This is a genomic window from Vreelandella sulfidaeris, from assembly GCF_042429665.1.
Taxonomy (GTDB): domain Bacteria; phylum Pseudomonadota; class Gammaproteobacteria; order Pseudomonadales; family Halomonadaceae; genus Vreelandella.
The window spans coordinates 27,936-44,983 of record NZ_JBHMAC010000012.1 but is presented as its reverse complement, the minus strand read 5'-3'; the positions used below and the strand labels follow the sequence as shown (position 1 = coordinate 44,983).

The following is a 17,048-nucleotide window of genomic DNA, read 5'->3' as shown; positions in this document are numbered from 1 at the left end:
CCAGTTTTTTTCTATTGTTGTTTCGCCTGCTTGCGTAAGAGGTCGCCGACATCGAGCCAGCCGTAAGCTCGGAATATATCGGCTACGCCCATGGCTTTGCTGTTCTCACAGGACAACAGTAAAAGGTGATGGCCATCCTGCCGCGGCGGGGGTGCTGAACAGATGGCGAATGGGATCTGCGCAGCCTCCATCCGCTTCATAAACGCTTCGTTCATTGTGTGGTGCTCTGGCTCGCAAAAGATGTCGAAGGCGCTGAGAATAACTTGGGCGACCTCGGTGTTCAGTTCATGCCTGGTCAAGGGAGCTTTTATGCGCAGCTCAGGATCGAAGAAGCCAGCAATCAGACAAGCTGCAGCGAAGTGATGGGCGCCACCCTGGTTGTTTAGATGGCCGCCAACTGAAACCTTCTACTGACTCTTCAGCGCCAGAACCGCCATGGAAGCGGAGTTCATGCCAGTTGAGCAAAGGTTCGATGCTGGCACGGTTGTTGTGAACCAATTCGCGACATTCGCCGATAGCATAGGAGTCGAGAGTGGCGTAGCCGACGAGATCGACTTTCCCAGACGCCAGGGAGATGATGTCTCTGATCGAGCAGCTGAAGTTGTCATCGTAGGTGGTCGATGTGAGTCCAGCGGCCGCTGGATAAGGCAAGCGCTGACATTGCAGCCCCGTTCGCCCTGGCCGCCAGTAGGCAATATCGCCCCCTAAGCAAAGCGGCCATCGGTGCCATTGGATGATGCCGAGTTCGCTGGCGCTAGCTGCTGGGAGCGTTATCCGGGCTGCTAAGTGTGAAAATTCAATAGCGTGCTGCACGGCTGCTGGGCTGGCCCAGCGAGCATGGCGCAGCCAGCGGACCAGTAATGTGGTCGCCAGCATAATATGTTCCCCCAAACCCTAACCGTTACGGTCACCCTCGGCTCTATCTTGGAGTGACATCCTGATTTTATTCTGGAGCCCAGGTGATAATGTTTCAGCGTCAACAAAGGCTTGTGGGATTCGATCGGTCCACGACCCGGAAAAGTATCGGCATTTTGGCGCTTTTCTTGATTGGCACTGCTCTAATCACGGGGATGATTCTTCGACAGGCCACTGCATTTTCCTCTGGTGTTTTGCACGCTAAGGAAGGCCGGTATTCGCTCATGCTTGAGGTGGCATCTACCTCGCGCCAGCGTCGCAATGGCCTAATGGAGCGTGACTCACTGGCTCCCGATGCTGGCATGCTCTTCGTCTATGATGAGGAGCAGACAACCGATCATGCTTTCTGGATGTACCAAACTCGTATACCGCTTGATATTGCCTTCCTCGACCATGACGGAGAGATCCAGTCGATCACCAGCATGGCCCCCTGCACGAGAGAAAAAGAAGCCTGTCCGCGTTATCCAGCTGGCACGCGCTTCTGGATGGCCCTGGAGGTAAACGCTGGCTACTTCAATGAGCATGGTATAGCCGCTGTAGATCGCCTAGAGGTCGACCCTTTACAGCACCCCCCCTCTTAAAACCTGTTCTACTGCAGGAATGAGAGAGAAGCACGTTAATGAGCACACCCGTTTTTTCACCTCAATGGGGGCCAATCTAGTTGGCGGAACAACTGCTCCTGTACTGTCAGCCATGCCACCTTTAAGCAGTTTCTACCTCAGCTGTCATTGACGCGTGTAGCGTTACGCGCTACACTTCGAGGGCGTTTCACAACAAGGGAGCAAAGCAATGCGATGATACAGAAGATCAAACACAAAGGGCTTAAACGTCTTTATGAGAAGGGAGAATCCCAAGGAGTACAACCAAACCATGTAGACGATTTAAGAGACATACTTGCTGCACTGGACGCAGCCACTAAGCCAAACGATATGAATTTGCCAGGATTTGATTTTCATAGTTTGAAGGGTGATAGAAAAGGCTTTTTTTCGGTGCATGTAAACGGTAATTGGGTAGTGATATTTACGTTTGATGGGGAAGATGTACACCTTGTTGACTATTTAGACTACCACTAACCCCGGCGTTCCTTGATAACCGGCTCGGTACGGTTATCAAGGGCCACCGAGAAAGATGGCCTCGCAGACGTAGCCATGAATGCAACACCTCAAATATGCGATACACAATTTGTGTAGAGAGAGAGAACTGAAACATGACCATGATGAACCCGCCGCACCCAGGTAGCTTATTGCGCCGTCGGATCGTGCCAGCGCTGGGGCTGAACGTCACTGAATTTTCCAAAAAGTTAGGCATGTCTCGTGCAGCAGTTTCACGCGTATTACATGAGCATGCCGCTATTTCCCCCGATTTGGCCGTTAAGTTAGAGCATGGCGGAATTGGCAATGCCAAGCACTGGCTAACGATGCAGGCAAACTATGAGCTATGGCACGCCGAGCATAAAGAACAGAACCATATTGAAAGATTTGCAGCTGTTTGAATTAGTAAGATATTAATTCGGAAAAACCCAACGTACCGCGACGTTGGGTTTTTTTGTATCCAATTAGCCTCGCTAATTGAGACGCAAAAAACCAGCTTATTACCGAGTATCAAGGTTTAAATATAGGCCATTATGAAAAATCTGCTTACCCATTCATGCGAACGTAGTAGCTAATAGCACCTAATTAGAGGTCGTCTTCTTCCTCTACATATTTGGGCACGCAGTCATTACAAAGCAATAATTGGCGTTCCTGGCCGAACACCACAGCTGTTATATTGTGAACTGCTTCTCGCGCACATGGCGTCTCATCATCCTTCATGCCTTCGCACTCAATCACGGTGCTACCTCATCGGTTTTTTGTCTGACTAGGATTAACCAGCAGCTTCGCTAAAAGCCCTACTCCTATTAAAACACTAGGCCTGCATTTCGACACCCGTCGACATAGGTGTTATCTATATTCTTTTAACAGGTTAAAAAAACGTCGTATAGGGCCGGACTTTTGGTGTTTGATGTTGTGTCATGCCATCTGGATGTAGAGAAACCCGGCTGGCAATTCTTCGCAGCGTGTTACTTCTTATTCACGCGGTGGTAAATTTCTTCCTCTAAGACGAGCTTAAACGCCTCTCCTTCTGCTTCAAATTCATCCCACAAGCATTCTGGCAGCGATGCAGCGTCCAGATCGAGTTGGCCCGGCTGAGCGCCGTATTCTATTTCATTGACGATATGGGGTTCGCGCTGGATAAATAACGTGGCCATAGTGTTGAGCTTTTCGTCTTCACGCTCTTTCTGGTAGAGCCTAATTTCATCTAGCGCCGGGCCTTCTGGCCAGGACTCTTTTCCTTCCATTCGACGTTTTGCCGTGTCAATCAGCTCGCCGAAAGCGCCCAAAGCCCCTGCTGCTGAACGATGCCCGTACTCATCGGCCGCCAAGATCAAGTCTTGCTCTTTATAATCGCGCACAGCCACGCGAAAACGAACGCCATCACAATGCAAGACCGAGTAAGGCATGACACTGCTTTCGGCATCAATCCACTCGGCAATACCTCGTATAGTAGTTTCACGGTCAAAAATGCGGCGTGGGTAATCGTCCCAGCCATCGATAGCGTCGAGAATCATGCTTCCCCCTGTGGGCGCTTATTAAGTTTATTAAGATAATTTCAAGTGGTTTTTCTATATTCATCTTGGTGGGTAGTTAAAGTACTGCCAACCATACATGTGAAATTCGGTGAATTATAAACAGGCTATACGTTGGATTCCGGTGCAACATTCCCCCTATAGCTGCCTTTTACTACCCAGTCAAAGCGTACTACATCAATTAGACTTGTCCTGGCCAAGGTTCACCTTCGGCCGAGTACCCATTACAGATAAGAAACAGCTTTGGTTGGCACGGGCACAGTAAAGGTCTACTACTGCAAGTGGACTTGTACCGACCAAGGTTCTCCCTATTCTGGGTGCCCATTCGGCATAGGAAACAGCCTAGATTGACACGAGTACAGTAGAAGCCTATTATTTAAGACAAGAATAACCCCCACGCCTCACAGGATTCGTTCTGACTGCGCACCAGGGGGTTAGTTTTTTTAGTGGTAAAAGAATGTATGGGGTTACAACTGCAACCACAACTAAACTTCACAAAACCCGCAAAATCCTCTCACGCCCATCTTCGCCACCTTCGCGCCAAGGGTCTCATCACCAAAGGTCAGCAATCACAAGCACTTAATGCCCTTCAGTTTGTCGGGTATTACCGGCTGCTCATTTATACGCGGCCGCTGCAGGATGATCAAAAACGTTTTTATCCGGGTGTAAGGTTTGACGATATTCTTGCGCTTTACGAGTTCGATCGTAGTCTTCGGCTAGTGCTCCTTGACGCTATTGAACAAGTAGAAGTCGCGTTCAGATCCGCCATAGTTAACGCTATGGCCAATGACAAAGACTGCGGCCCCCACTTCTATCTCAAAACCAAACATTTCAAGGACATGGAAGCGCACCGCAATTTCATGAAGAACGTCTTGGGATTGAGACTTACCAACCCCATTAAGCACTATTACCACACTTACCATACGCCGCCTTATCCGCCGATCTGGACAATCTTGGAGGAGTTAAGCATTGGCCAAATGTCGCGGTTGCTTGCCAGTCTTGATCGCGAACATCGGAGGCGAGTGGCTACACAGTTTGGCTACGATGAAAAGGTCATTGTGTCGTGGCTCAAAAGCACAACCATGCTGCGTAATAATTGTGCCCACCATAGCAGGGTCTGGAATAATAATGTCGGCGCTGACAGCCCTCAAAGCGCGAATGCTATCCACTCCGAGTTTCCAGGCAACCCTGATCAAGGATTTTTCTTTTCCCGGACCGTCGCGCTCCAAGCACTTTTGAAAGCGATCGATCCATCAACAACTTGGCAGGATCGCTTCAAGACAGTTATGAGAACATTGCCAGTTGCGACGCTCTCAAAAGCCGGCATCACACCTCAGTCAATAGGGATTCCCTTTCAGTGGGAAACACGACCGTTCTGGAACTGAATACAACCCGAAGCTAATTTTCAGAGAGTATCCTGAAACATCTTATTATCCAGGGAAAGGTACGATGTTACGCTGCCTGGGAGTTGCAGAATACGAGGCCTTGGCGAAAGTAGCCGATCGTTTGCGCCTCACTTGGATCGAAGTCCCTGATGAAATCGAGGATAGTTGGGTAAGGCTGAATCGCCAAACGGTTGCCTATCTAAGTGAGTTAGGTGCCACATCCAACTGATTAAGTTTAAACAGTTGCTTGTAATAGGCTCTACCAATGGTCACTAACATTAATGAGTATGAGGCAGAGACTGCCTTTGAACGTTTTGCCCTTGACCGGTATTTACCCCTGACAGCCCAGGCATCAGGAAGCTACATCGATATACGTCCCCTCATTGACGGAGGAAAAAACGTTATACAGAACGGGGCGAGCCACATTCAAGCCAATCGGGAGGACAACCTACGTGCAGCTTTCTTGCCATTGGCGTTTGGAGCAGCCTGGAAGGTGCTCGATCTTACGATCGAGCTTGCGCTGGCGAAACAAGGTATAAAACCCCAGCGGGAAGCCAAGCTCTGGCCAATTAAGGAAAAGGCTCGTATCGCAATGAGCGAGACGCTGAATGGCGCGATCCTAACCGAGGAAACCTGCACCTGGGTGGGAATTCTGACTTGTTACGTGTCTACAATAGAGTATCGCCATAGCCTGGTTCATCGACAAGCTCAGTTTGTGGAAATCCCCCTCACCTTATCGGGCCATGGTAGAGACGGTATGCCACTTCCACCGCTAGATGAAGCTACGCTTAGAGCCTTAATCGCGTTGTCACAACTCGTTGGGGAAGGAATCATCAGCAACGGGCTGAATCGCCGTCGTCTCGACAACGTGAATTTTCTCTTGAATAGATTATCGTGCTTTGGGGTTAACTCAGTACCGCAAGGCGTCAGGATGAAGCCTATCGAATATTATTGGATGAAACTTCGTCCAGACCCTCATGGCCAATGGGTGGCCCCCTTCTCGATCGTTCATGAGCAGATGCGATGCAGAAGACAGTTAGGACACATTGACGTTCGCATCGACTTACCGGGAGAAAGCGGTCGCCAGCTTGTCGGTCAGTGCGAGGATCTACCGGACTGGGATGTCACAATCGATTTCAACCAACCCCCAAGCTACCTAGCTTATCAGTAATGCAGCCTAGCCAAGATAGATAAAAGAGAAGTATTGAAATAGACATTGTACTCAGGCGGGCGCCGCAGGGACCGAGCCATGGCTGAACCTTGCGATTACCGATCGCGAGACATTGAAGCGATACCTTTGGGCGCTCGCCCCGGGGGCTCTCACCACCTGTGAAATTGATTCTGCTAACGGCAGCTCAACACAAGATCAAGGCAGCCAAACCCTGCCAATACAGCCTCCCCTCAACTGACTGAGATTGTCGTTTGTGGATTATTTTTTACGATATTAACTTCCCAGATGTCACCCATGCCCCTATCTTATTGGCGAGGCCGTTCATTGAACGGTATGGGAAACGGAAATTGCTAATCACGATAACCTTTTAGGTTGGTTGTCAGGTTGTTTCGACAAGGCCCGCGGGCTTTTCGGCTATCACGCGAGGGCGCTTACGTCAGCAGTCCTGATAACCTCCTCAAGGCATCCCTGTGGCTTTTTGCTCCAGGGGAAGCTGTCATGCACAGCAAATCTGCAGCCTTCGGCTGATCAGATTCACGTTTTACCTTCAAGCCCCTTCTAGTTCGCTAGTTGGGGCTTTCTCGTTCTGTGTCATAACCGGCCCTATCTCCCTTTAACCAGCCATTCATGAGCAGGGGACAACAGGGGGGAATCACTTGCAGCAAAGTGGTGGTCCAGGCCGGCGAGGCACTGGTGACACACTACCTAGATACCCCCTTTACTCGGTCGTCCGTGATTTATGAGACGTACGTTCGCCTGTCATGGGATAACGCGCACCCTAAGTACCCCGAGCCAGAAACCCTCCTGTGATATGTCGCTGCAGCTCAGGCTTTAGTGATCGATACTCAGCAGCATATCAATCGCCAGACTTCATGAAAGCGATCCCGCTCCGCGGCATCTGAGTACGCGATGAGGATTCACCTCGCGGGACGAGTTCGCCAGCAAGCACTCCATGCCCTAACCAAGCAGAATGAGAAATCCAATGATCATTAGCATCGAATATACAAGTCGACGTGACATCGAGCGTCGGCAAGCAAGCGCCGACACAGTAGTCCTGTCCATTCGTGGGGTCGATGAGCGTTCAACTCGCTTGGCAAAGGGGTGGGCTGATGTTCTCTTAATGCAGTTCGATGATGTTGTTCCCGGTGAGGGCTTCGGCTGCGAAGAGCCCATGACGCTTGAGGATGCTCAGAGGATTTCTGGCTGGATACGGCAGTGGGCCAGCGATCGACGGCCGGTAAAACTCGTCATTCATTGCACTGCCGGTGTGACCCGGTCTGCTGCAGTGGCTCTCTGGGCTGGCGCCTCACTCAATCGACCAGCTCAAGGGGTCGAGGGTGATGGCAGGGATGCGAATCCACACGTTTGGTCAATGCTCGACCGCACGGCAGCGTAAACACCCAGCCCCTAGTGTGTATTGCCCATGAGTTATACTGTAGCCTATCGACTGGTTGCGGCCATCCAGCACTTCCTCACTCCAAGTGTCACTCTGCGTCCTACCATTGATGAGACCTGCACTGGGTAGGAATGACTAAGGAGATCGTATGAAAGAGTTCGAGGGCTGCTTTAAGGGTTACATGCTCAAAGCAGTATGGATGGGATTAGACTCCCAGAAGGAATCACAGAGAGGATTTTTATCGGGTTGTACCATATCGACGGTGGAACAGCCTTTGATTCCTGCATTCAGTGGGATAACCGCTCCCCCCTTGTTGCATGTTTATCAGGACGCTTGGAAAGTTCCGTGTTTTCGATTTAAATAAAGTCTATTTGTAAGGACTGCTGTTACGTAAAAAGGTGCTAAACGTTACGAAGAGCTCACACCTATTCCTGCTTACTTCAGTTTTCGGCCAGAAGCTGTCTTTTAGGCGTCTCTGATATAACGCCCAGCATAACCGATCGGCTTTGGAGTGCCAGCGGAAAAGCCGGTCCGTGTTGACGCTGTTGTCAGCACCTCAATGACGTCGCCATTAACTTCTGACGTCATGGGTTGCACATCAACAGCCCCTGAATTTCGACTTGATGCTGTCGAGTTTGGACAACCACTCCACTATCGGTAGCGTAAATTGACCGTATAGGGTCTCTCGTCGTCAAGTCACCAGTTTTCATGCCAGCATGCGTGAACCACTGCAGTTGTTTTCCTGTGAGCAAGCCAAATCCTGCTTGCGTTACTAGCAGCCGCCCTTGCTGGAAGACGTCGAGAAACGCTGCAAGCGTCGTACCATCTTCAATGACGTATAAACGAGTGGGTGTGAGGAAGTAGGTATATCGGCCAACATCAACGATTTCCTTCGGGCAGGTTCCAATGTCGTACACCACCTCGGGCTGCCCCTCTCTAGAAACTCGGATGACTTTGCCCGAGTAAGTAGCCAGATAGGCCCCACCATCGACAGCAGCAAAACTTGCCGCGTAGACCCAATCTTGAGGCACCCCTGCGGTCATGGTGATTTCGAGTCGAAGGCCCTCGACCTCCATAACGTAGTCGGGATCCGTCCGGGCAAAATACGTAACATCAGATTCTTCGTATCCAAGCGTGTTCGGATCGACACCGGTCAAAACTTCGAACGCAGTATTTAAGGCTTTCATTTTCTCGGTAGCAGACGGATTCCCAGCATTGCGGTCCGGGTGGTGAGCCTGCGCCAACTTACGGTACTTTCGCTTGATGTCCGTTGGATCAACAGGTAGAGACAGCCCAAAAAGCTGTAGCGCCTCCTCAACCTCTTGAGCCACCCCGAAGCGTTCGCTGCGTCCCACGACACGCTCCCAACCTTCCTTCAGTGGCATAACGAGTCCCCAGACTGCATCGCCAGAGGCCATGCAGCACCAAGCTTCGTCGGCTAACGTAAAAAGGTACCGATCCCCCTCAGGAGCAACATCCACGGCTCGCACCTGGGACTTAAATTCACCCCAGTAATTTGTGTCGATGGTCCGGAAGTGGTCAACGACTCGGGAGTCCTCGCATAAATTTGACTCGGTTATAATGTTCAGCTCCTCGTCGTAGGCGTGGAGCAATCCGCTGGAATCCATGATCGCTATACCGGAACCGGCGGCGCCGGTTCCGGTTCGATAGGCATCATGATACAAAGCTTTTTCGCCAACTAAGGCCCCATGTCGATTCATTCTACGAAGTACGCTCTTCACTCCTGATTGATCCGCACTGGTCCCAGAACGGTCTAGTAACCAAGTCCCTCGGGCATCGATGGCACCAATAGTAAAGGCAGGATCTGGCCGTTCGTCACCCTTCAGCTTTCGCTCACCTACCAGCGTCCAAGGGGCATCTTCCGATGCTTCAAACAGCGGCATTGATGAGGGGCTTGCGACAGCTACCGGTTCGTAACCATGCTTCTTCCCCAACTTCTCCATCTCTTTCAAGATACGATTGAAGCGACGTAAATCAACATCCTTGACGTGCTCAGGGACACGCTCGAACATTTCAACAGATTGTTTTGCCGCCGCCGCTAGCTGCCCAGATTTCACCCGCTGTATAACTAGCTTGCCATACGCTTTGGCTATAACCTCTCCGACTTGTCCTTGCCGTTGCTCGGGAGATAGATCACAAGCGAGTTTCACGACCTTAGTGTATTGATTCTTGAATCCAGCCTGAAATACAGGACCAATCGATGGGTCATTGTACTCACGGTGAAACTCGTCACGCCCGTCCACCTCCCAGGTAGGCGGCGATGGTGGCAGCGGGACATACTCGGCTTGGGACCAATCAAGCTCCTTGGGTGGTTCCCGCCTACCGGATTCTCTATTTGAGTTTTGGGCAATACACGTCAACCCGGTGGAATTTTGGGCAGCCACCTCCCTTCCTTTGCCGAACATTTTTGATAGAAAGCTAAGCATTCATAGTTTCTCTTTTCAGTCTTAAACCAATGCTAAGAAAACGTCGCAGGTAGATCTTGTATTCGAACTAACGCCGCTAGCACGCACGACTTCGTAATGGAGGTGAAGCCGAAATGGAAAAGGCGTCGCCGTGCCTGGCTTGGTTAGCCAACCGGCGAATAAAGTCTGGGTCTTGCTAGGACATAGGTAGCAAACAATGAATCTCTAAATCGGTAATATCGTTCACGAACTTTTTCTAGCTCTGAACCGTAGTCATCCGCCACCAAGTGACCAACAAACTGGCTAGCATTATCAACCTCATCCTCTAGGGCAATTTTGTAGGCATCAGTAGTCCAGCACTCGCCATCCTCCCTTCTGACTTGGGCGAGAGCTCGGAGCACCGACTCCCTCTGACGTGATGAACCGACAGCCTTTTTGTAACGACCCTCAAGAACTGGATCCGCTCCTCGCTCAGCTATCGATTTCAATGTTTCCTGAACTGCAGAACGATCAATGATTTTGACGCCCCTCTGATAAGCTGCACGAAATGCATATTTGCCTATCAGGTGGACCATATACGGGTGGCCCTGCGCGAGGGCTATTAGTGAATCAGTAGCTTCTTCATCAAAAGTAATGAAGCTATCTATCTCAGCCTCTGCAATACGAATTATTTCTCTCAGCTCTACTGGTTCCATGGGATGAACGCGAATAATGCTGCCGGAGAATAACCTATCAACAGACTCATGCTCTTTCATCAGGTTCTGGATGTCTTGAGCGACACCGACCAAGCAGAATTTCGCCCTTGGTACATTCGTAGCCAATGACTTCATGAACCCGGCCATTCCGGATGGATCGTTAATCTGGTCAAATTCATCTACTATAATCAACAATCCGTCTTTAGCAATCCGTTCTTCAACGATTGCATGGCAAACGTTGGTGAATACGGTATCAATCGAATGGCTGTTGACTGCCGGTCTTGACTCTTGTTCTGTAGCTTTTTCACCACCAAGCTTTGCCTCCAAGCCAAAAAGCTTCGCACCTATTTCAGGTGCATAGGAAACTACTTCCTTTTTTGCTCCGGGTATATCGTATATCCAGTCTCCTAGACAATTAGAAGTCGTTAAGAGACGTTCGAGTAAATCCCCGAAATCCGTCACACGGTTTCCACATGCAAAATATACTGATAGGAAATCTAGAGGACGATCATGGCCAATTTCAAGATGATCTAAAAGGCCATTATCGCCAGAGGCTGTAATCTCTAACTGGCGCGATAGAGAGGTTTTTCCTACACCACGGTTACCGACAATGGCAATGTTAACTCCATCTCCGAGGAGCCCATAATATCCATCCTCTACCTCCGTTCTGCGACCAGCAAAGCGTTCAACTGCAGTTACTTCTTTAGCTGGCTGAAACGCGTTTTCGACTTCATACAGTGATGGTTTATCTGCCATTCTCATCTCCTTGGTAACGCCTTGCTCACTTGGAAATTAGGAGCGCTGTTTCGGCCAAGAGCTGCCTTTTAGGAGTCTCTGATATAACGCCGACAGCACGCGCGGCTTTGTAGAAGGCGAAGCCGCAACGAAAAGGCCGTCGCTGTGACTGGCCTTGTTAGGTTTTTGCTTTGAATAGTATCAGTACCTTTGGAGCCATTCTTTCAGGTTATTAAAATCCCTCAAAGCTAGATGATTTTCCACCACCTCAGCTTCTTTTATGGCATCTTTAGAGAAAAACCCAGTTGTAACTATGATGCTTTTAGTTGCTTGGCGTAAATGATGAACTCCCATTACCTCTCGAATTATGCCAACACCAATTTTATTTTCTGGGGCATATTTCTTACACTCAATGTGTGTTAAATAACTGCATACAGAATTTCTAATGTGAGCAATTATGTCTCTACCACCGTCTCTAGTAGCTTTAGTAAGCTCAACATCAAATCCCATGTCTTTTAAAATAGCTGCAACTAACTCCTCAAACTTTCTTGGAGAAAGATCATACATTTTCTCTGGGCTTTTCTTGAAATAACTTTTTATCTGATCGTCAATTGAGGCGATAACTATCGGGGCTTGATTTATGGCTTCATCTTCGGGCTCTACATATAACTCTTCTCGGAAAGAACCTTTTTGGTTGAGTTCCAGCATTTTCGAGTATATTTTTTCTTCAGCCTCGTCTTGGGTCGCTAGGCTTACTTCCCCATTTATGTACCTATAAAGGCCATCTTCCTCTTTTGCTACGATCACGTATGACCAATCTTTATCAAAAGGGTCTCGTATTACCGTTCCTGCAATATCAATACCATTACTTTTGAACCAAGATTTTTCAGGAAAGAATCCCATCTTGTCGATGTCCAATGAATCGAATTCTTCTCTAGATATCCGATGGATACTCATAACTCTCCTTGAACCTAACGCTTTTGTTTAGCGGCGACTACGAAGCACAGCGTAGTAGGCGTCCGGTGGAGGGCCGCAGGCCCGGAACAAACTACAACAACTGATTAAGAAATATGGCCTAATAGCGCTCCGTAAATGACGATCAATACGCCAAACACCTGCTGCTTTAATCCGCCAAGGGTGGTGTTATCCAGTTTACCCTCGACACCTCGAATGCCAGCCTGATTTTCAGCGATTTTAGATAAAAGCTCATTTTTCACATCAGATACTAGGCTTTTTACAGCCTCTTCCCTCTGGTGCATTTCCTTGTAGGCTTCGTCAACTTGACGCTCAAGCTCCTCGACCCTCTCCTCCAAGGTAATCGCTCTACGCTTTACTCGACCGCTACCTGAAGCGGAAATACCAATCTCGGCTTTCAAGGAAACTTGGACGTTTTCGGCTTACTCCAAAGAGGACAGTTTCGAAACCACTGTCCAATTAGCAACCAAATATTTTGGCCACGTAATGCAGCGAGGTTGCTGTCAATCGAGTAGAGGACCATCAATCCGCCGATAATTTGGAGCCCCAATGAAAAAACCGTATTAGTTTCTTCTACTTTTTGTGGAAATGCCTGCAATGACAACCGGTGCGCTCCAACGATCAATGCCGCTGACCAAATGGGCCAAGCATCCATAAACCATCGGTAAAAACGCTTCATATACGTTCCCTGATATTCTTAACGCCGCCAGCATGCACGCCAGCGGAATGGAGGCGAAGCCGCAATGTAGTTAGCGTCGCCATGCTTGGCTTGGTTATAAGTTGTCTGGCAGGAAACCAAAACCTATGCCGATTGCTCAAGCTCTTTAATGGCATCCCGTAAACTGCTTCGGCTCCAGCTGCTCCGCATGTGATTAATGAGCTTTGCTGCATCGTATTCGAAATCGACCTCAATAGCCGACCGCTCTCCTTCCAAAAAATACTCTGCAGTTAATATCGCGCCAACAATCGGGTCTTCCCGCAACGCCTTGGCCAGTTTTACTCGATCCCCGATGTGGCCTTCACCTTCAAGGTTTACATCTAAAATTTTGGATTCTTTTGGCCCAATCTCAGTGCAAGACCCTACTGACTCTCTTGAACCCCAAATCAGCTTTGACCGGCCTTTCAATTTGAGCCAGAACGAATCCTTCTTTAAGTGGACTGCCACATTGTCAAGTGCAATGGCTTTGTCAGCATTATTAGAGACAGCGAGCCTGACTGATAGGTTACTTTTCTTGAATATATTTCCGGTGCCTGAGGAAAACGTAACGGTGTCTTTATCAGCTTTAAGAACAAGCGGCTCTCCTTCGTCCGGTGGCAAACTCTCTTCCCATGTCTTATAACCAGCCCAATAAAATGAAGCGATCCCGCCAACATATAGAGCCAGTGATACATAATCAGATACCTCCAAACACTGGCAGCACAAGGACCAGTACAAAGGAGTTCGCACCCAGATACACAGATCCATGGTGTAGGAGCTGCTTCAAATATCGCCGATGGCCAGTGTCGCTACTCATAAAATCCTTTGTGTTGAAGATGACTTATAACAGCGTATTAGACGGCGCGTTCTATGATTGAATGAACGTGCTGGCACTTTTTCCGGCAAATACAGCCTGCCAAACATTCCCAAGTCTATGATCCTTTGGGTTATTAATTTCCATTAAGCAGTATAATCTAAATTCGTGCGCCTGCTGCATTTCCCGGAATGTCTGCTCAGGGTCGCTATCAGCGACAGTCGGCCAGAAGCGGCCCGATCCCAGCAGGCCAAGAGGCAGCACTTTTAGGGGCGATTAGTCTGTATCCCAAGCTGCCTGCGTGGCAGTGTCCAGGTTACAGTTCAGCTGGCGGCAGCCTCCTTGGCACGTTTATCGAAAGCTTTGATCCAGTCCAACATAACTTGGACATCCACCAACAGTTCATTCGGATCGGGTAGCCAAGTCGGGGTCTCCGTTGGTTGAGAGTGCTCGAACGCGGAGTATTTGGTCATCATCCCGTTGATCATGGCGCAATCTTCAGAGGTGATGGCGTTCAAGCTTTTCAGCTTACCAAAGGTGTGGATCTCACGACGGTAGCGATTGATGATGCCGGAGCAGAGGTGATCCTCGACTGATCGCTCAACTAGGATACGGAAGTTGCTGCATGCATCCTTCAAGGCGAGCGCTCTTAGTGGGGCATCATACTTTTTGATAGCCCCGATACTGCTGATCATTTGGCCAAATCCAGCCTTTGGCTTGAGTGAGAACACGTCGATGGTTGCAGGCATGCCAGTGCTAGCGCCGTCACGCCCGATAGACTCAACGTGGACATCCACGGGCGAGAGCCCGACTGCTGGCCTTTGCGCAGCAGCGTTTCCAAGGAGCACCATCAACGACAGGCGATGGGTGAACACGATCACCTGACGGTCTTTGGCTAGGTCTACTAGACGTTTCGCGACGGCCTCCTCATAGCGTTGGTCCAGCGACGAAATCGGGTCGTCAAAGATGACTGGCAGCCCTCGATCCGCACCGGTAGCATCGGCTAGAAACGCGGCCAGCGCCACGATCCGTTGCTCGCCTTCACTCAGGATCTCGCGGTTTTTCACGGGTGTAATTGCGTCTTTCAGCTCGATGTAGAAACTGTAGACTCCTTTACCTGCTGCCCGGTGGTTCATTCGCACTGGAAGCGCACTGCCCCCAAGTGCTTGAAGCTCTGCGTTGAATCGGTCGCAAAAACCCTTCGCCAACTCCGTTTCGCCGATCGCATTGCTTTTTATCGTGAGCGCTCTGGTCTGGGTCAGCTGGGTAGCGGCTTCGATCGTCGCCACGCGCTTGAGGCGCACAACTTCTGCTTTGACCGCTTCGATCTGACCGGCAAGCCATTCCTGGGCTCGAAGCTCGCGCAAACGGGTCTCCTTCTGGGATCGCCCTACAGGATCCAACAGGGTTGCTAGCGCATCGCGTTGGGACGTTGTTGTTGCCACAGCATGGCCAAGCGCGTCCGTCCAAACCGACCAAGTTACAGGCGGGACGTCAGACAGATCCGTGGCGCTACTCATTGCCTTGAGCCTGGCGTCTATCTCATTGGCAAGCGCGCTGGCTTGCTCGGTGTCGAGACCAACGGCACTACACTGCGATTGCCATGCTGGCTCGACGATTTTGTTGGGGAGGGACTTCATCAATGTGACCAGGACACCTTCAGCGGCTTTCGCCTCCGTCTGCAGAGTATCGGTGAGATACTGCTCGAAGCTTGTCAGCCGTTCTTTACCTTCTGGTTCGAGCGGTTGCTGGCATAGCACGCAGCGCGCCCCCTCTCCTACATGCGGATGGGCATGATCCGGGTAAGCCGAGGTGGTTGAATACGCCTTTGCTGCTTCCCACAAGGTCTGCCAGACCGAGTCTCCGACACCCATCAAAGGCAAACCGTTTATGAAGGACGTCGCGTATGCGGTGGCCGCTTGGCGCTTTCTAATTGAGATCTTGCGCGCCGAGATGAGGGCTTCTGCTCGCTCGTTGCCCAAACTTTCCATCAGGCCCGAAACACTCTCGCTCAGCTTATCCAATCGATCTAAATCACCCACGGTCTTGGCATGGGCTACCGCAGGGTTTGGCTGGGCGAGTGCTGTCTCTAGCGCGAGGCGTTCCTGAAGAAATGCGTCGGAAAAGACACAAGCCTTCCCGATCTCGTCATCGCTGAGGTTCGGCTTTAGTCTTTGAAGATAAGTGGCCGCCGATGTCTGCGCATAGTCTGGTGGAACTACCGGAAGCTGGCTGATGAGCTTGTCAGCACGAGCCTTCAGGCGATCATTGACGCTATCAGAAATCCTAATTAGTACGCCGACAAAGCGCATAGCGCGGGGGAGGTGGGTGGCGGTGCTTTCAGTGTCCCCGAGTTCCAGTGCGGTGGCAGAGTCGAAGACCGGCACCGCGTTGAGTTTGGGATGTGGCCCGGCGACAGCCTCCCACTGGAGTTCACTCGATATCGGGCTGTCTTCGTTCGAACTGAGTGTGGTGACCCTCACCTTAGCAGAGGCGATCTCGGTTACATCATCGAAAACGTTGCTGTGTATTGTTCCTTTCGCACGCGCGCCACAAATATGCTTCATAAGCCGCGCATAGCCTGACTTGCCTGATCCATTAGCACCGTAAACGACGGCCATGTGCCCTTTGGAAAGATCCAAAGAAGCCTCCGCGCCGATGGCGTTCACCCCGCGGATGGTCGTCAAGGAATCGATCCGCAACGCACCAGCGCCAGTGGTTCCGAGAATAACGCCGGGGGCCAAAGCAGGATGCGTTGCATCCAAGGTCTTGGCCGCTTCTGCCATACAGTGGGTGGTGAGGGCTTTGAGCTCATCTTCTGTAGGCATGCGTCTGTTCTTGATGACCCCACCCGCTGCCATGCGCAACCAACTGGTGCGAGTATTCAGCCAATCTTCCAGCTTAATGGGCACAGCCGCAGAGTCTTTCTTACTCATAAATGACATGCTCCATGTTCGGCAATGTGCCAGAAAGGCAACGCGCCCCCTTCTCATATGAAACTTGGTCACACTCAAGGGTAAGGGAACGCTAGTGGAATTTGCCCTCAAAACCTGAGAGATATTTTCAGGCCGAACTAATAACCAGGATGCCTCGACTGCAAACGCCCACCGGTACTGCACGGTAACAACCAACAATTTGGGCAGTCGCGGCACGCATTAACTTTGGCGGTGCGACTTCCGCTATGGGTCGTTATCGGAAAATCGAGATTCCTCA

The 17,048-nt window shown here is 50.4% G+C and carries 17 protein-coding genes; 7 read left to right on the top strand and 10 right to left on the bottom strand.

Translation table 11 applies throughout. The annotated features are described in order from the left end of the window. Nucleotides 1-11 precede the first annotated feature (11 nt). A complete protein-coding gene (locus ACFFLD_RS13795) occupies nucleotides 12-341 on the bottom strand; it encodes a hypothetical protein (protein ID WP_386036933.1) in 330 nt (109 codons plus the stop codon). After that, on the bottom strand, nucleotides 319-876 hold the full coding sequence (locus ACFFLD_RS13790; protein ID WP_386036780.1) for a hypothetical protein: 558 nt from the start codon (nucleotides 874-876) through the stop codon (nucleotides 319-321). Before ACFFLD_RS13790 ends, ACFFLD_RS13795 begins: the two co-directional genes overlap by 23 nt. 89 nt (nucleotides 877-965) lie before the next feature. Between ACFFLD_RS13790 and ACFFLD_RS13785 the strand changes: the two genes are divergently transcribed. From ACFFLD_RS13785 to ACFFLD_RS13775, 3 genes are all read left to right on the top strand, one after another. After that, complete coding sequence (locus ACFFLD_RS13785) at nucleotides 966-1,496, top strand: DUF192 domain-containing protein (protein ID WP_386036777.1); 531 nt, start codon at nucleotides 966-968, stop codon at nucleotides 1,494-1,496. 213 nt (nucleotides 1,497-1,709) lie between these two features. Further along, on the top strand, nucleotides 1,710-1,988 hold the full coding sequence (locus ACFFLD_RS13780) for a type II toxin-antitoxin system RelE/ParE family toxin (RefSeq protein WP_127061407.1): 279 nt from the start codon (nucleotides 1,710-1,712) through the stop codon (nucleotides 1,986-1,988). A 134-nt stretch (nucleotides 1,989-2,122) separates the two neighbouring features. After that, nucleotides 2,123-2,407, top strand: coding sequence for a HigA family addiction module antitoxin (locus ACFFLD_RS13775; protein ID WP_198556051.1), 285 nt, complete (start codon nucleotides 2,123-2,125; stop codon nucleotides 2,405-2,407). 567 nt (nucleotides 2,408-2,974) lie between these two features. Here the strand turns inward: ACFFLD_RS13775 and ACFFLD_RS13770 are convergent. Beyond that, nucleotides 2,975-3,523 carry a hypothetical protein gene (locus ACFFLD_RS13770; RefSeq protein WP_101146623.1) on the bottom strand — a complete coding sequence of 183 codons (549 nt, stop codon included), beginning with the start codon at nucleotides 3,521-3,523 and terminating at the stop codon, nucleotides 2,975-2,977. A 479-nt stretch (nucleotides 3,524-4,002) separates the two neighbouring features. Here ACFFLD_RS13770 and ACFFLD_RS13765 point away from each other — a divergent pair, with 479 nt between their 5' ends. From ACFFLD_RS13765 to ACFFLD_RS13750, 4 genes are all read left to right on the top strand, one after another. Then, the gene (locus ACFFLD_RS13765; RefSeq protein ID WP_101146624.1) at nucleotides 4,003-4,926 is read left to right on the top strand and encodes an Abi family protein; all 924 of its coding nucleotides are present in this window, start codon (nucleotides 4,003-4,005) and stop codon (nucleotides 4,924-4,926) included. Between the two features lie 64 nt (nucleotides 4,927-4,990). Further along, a complete protein-coding gene (locus tag ACFFLD_RS13760) occupies nucleotides 4,991-5,155 on the top strand; it encodes a hypothetical protein (protein ID WP_157826501.1) in 165 nt (54 codons plus the stop codon). Between the two features lie 36 nt (nucleotides 5,156-5,191). Further along, on the top strand, nucleotides 5,192-6,097 hold the full coding sequence (locus ACFFLD_RS13755) for a hypothetical protein (RefSeq protein WP_240720513.1): 906 nt from the start codon (nucleotides 5,192-5,194) through the stop codon (nucleotides 6,095-6,097). Between the two features lie 982 nt (nucleotides 6,098-7,079). Continuing rightward, complete coding sequence (locus ACFFLD_RS13750; protein ID WP_317507702.1) at nucleotides 7,080-7,493, top strand: hypothetical protein; 414 nt, start codon at nucleotides 7,080-7,082, stop codon at nucleotides 7,491-7,493. A gap of 584 nt (nucleotides 7,494-8,077) precedes the next feature. On the opposite strand, the gene ACFFLD_RS13745 is transcribed toward ACFFLD_RS13750, so the two are convergent. From ACFFLD_RS13745 to ACFFLD_RS13715, 7 genes are all read right to left on the bottom strand, one after another. Further along, entirely contained in the window at nucleotides 8,078-9,940 is a 1,863-nt protein-coding gene (locus ACFFLD_RS13745; RefSeq protein WP_240720515.1) for a J domain-containing protein, read from the bottom strand. A 143-nt stretch (nucleotides 9,941-10,083) separates the two neighbouring features. Continuing rightward, nucleotides 10,084-11,370, bottom strand: coding sequence for an ATP-binding protein (locus tag ACFFLD_RS13740; protein WP_240720516.1), 1,287 nt, complete (start codon nucleotides 11,368-11,370; stop codon nucleotides 10,084-10,086). 180 nt (nucleotides 11,371-11,550) lie between these two features. Beyond that, nucleotides 11,551-12,306, bottom strand: coding sequence for a restriction endonuclease (locus ACFFLD_RS13735; protein WP_386036768.1), 756 nt, complete (start codon nucleotides 12,304-12,306; stop codon nucleotides 11,551-11,553). Between the two features lie 104 nt (nucleotides 12,307-12,410). After that, on the bottom strand, nucleotides 12,411-12,725 hold the full coding sequence (locus ACFFLD_RS13730; RefSeq protein WP_386036765.1) for a hypothetical protein: 315 nt from the start codon (nucleotides 12,723-12,725) through the stop codon (nucleotides 12,411-12,413). Continuing rightward, entirely contained in the window at nucleotides 12,722-13,003 is a 282-nt protein-coding gene (locus ACFFLD_RS13725) for a hypothetical protein (protein ID WP_240720369.1), read from the bottom strand. The genes ACFFLD_RS13730 and ACFFLD_RS13725 overlap by 4 nt, the downstream gene beginning before the upstream one ends. Nucleotides 13,004-13,126: 123 nt before the next feature. Further along, nucleotides 13,127-13,642 carry a hypothetical protein gene (locus ACFFLD_RS13720; RefSeq protein WP_386036761.1) on the bottom strand — a complete coding sequence of 172 codons (516 nt, stop codon included), beginning with the start codon at nucleotides 13,640-13,642 and terminating at the stop codon, nucleotides 13,127-13,129. Between the two features lie 516 nt (nucleotides 13,643-14,158). Then, on the bottom strand, nucleotides 14,159-16,771 hold the full coding sequence (locus ACFFLD_RS13715; protein ID WP_240720373.1) for an AAA family ATPase: 2,613 nt from the start codon (nucleotides 16,769-16,771) through the stop codon (nucleotides 14,159-14,161). Between the last annotated feature and the right edge of the window lie 277 nt (nucleotides 16,772-17,048).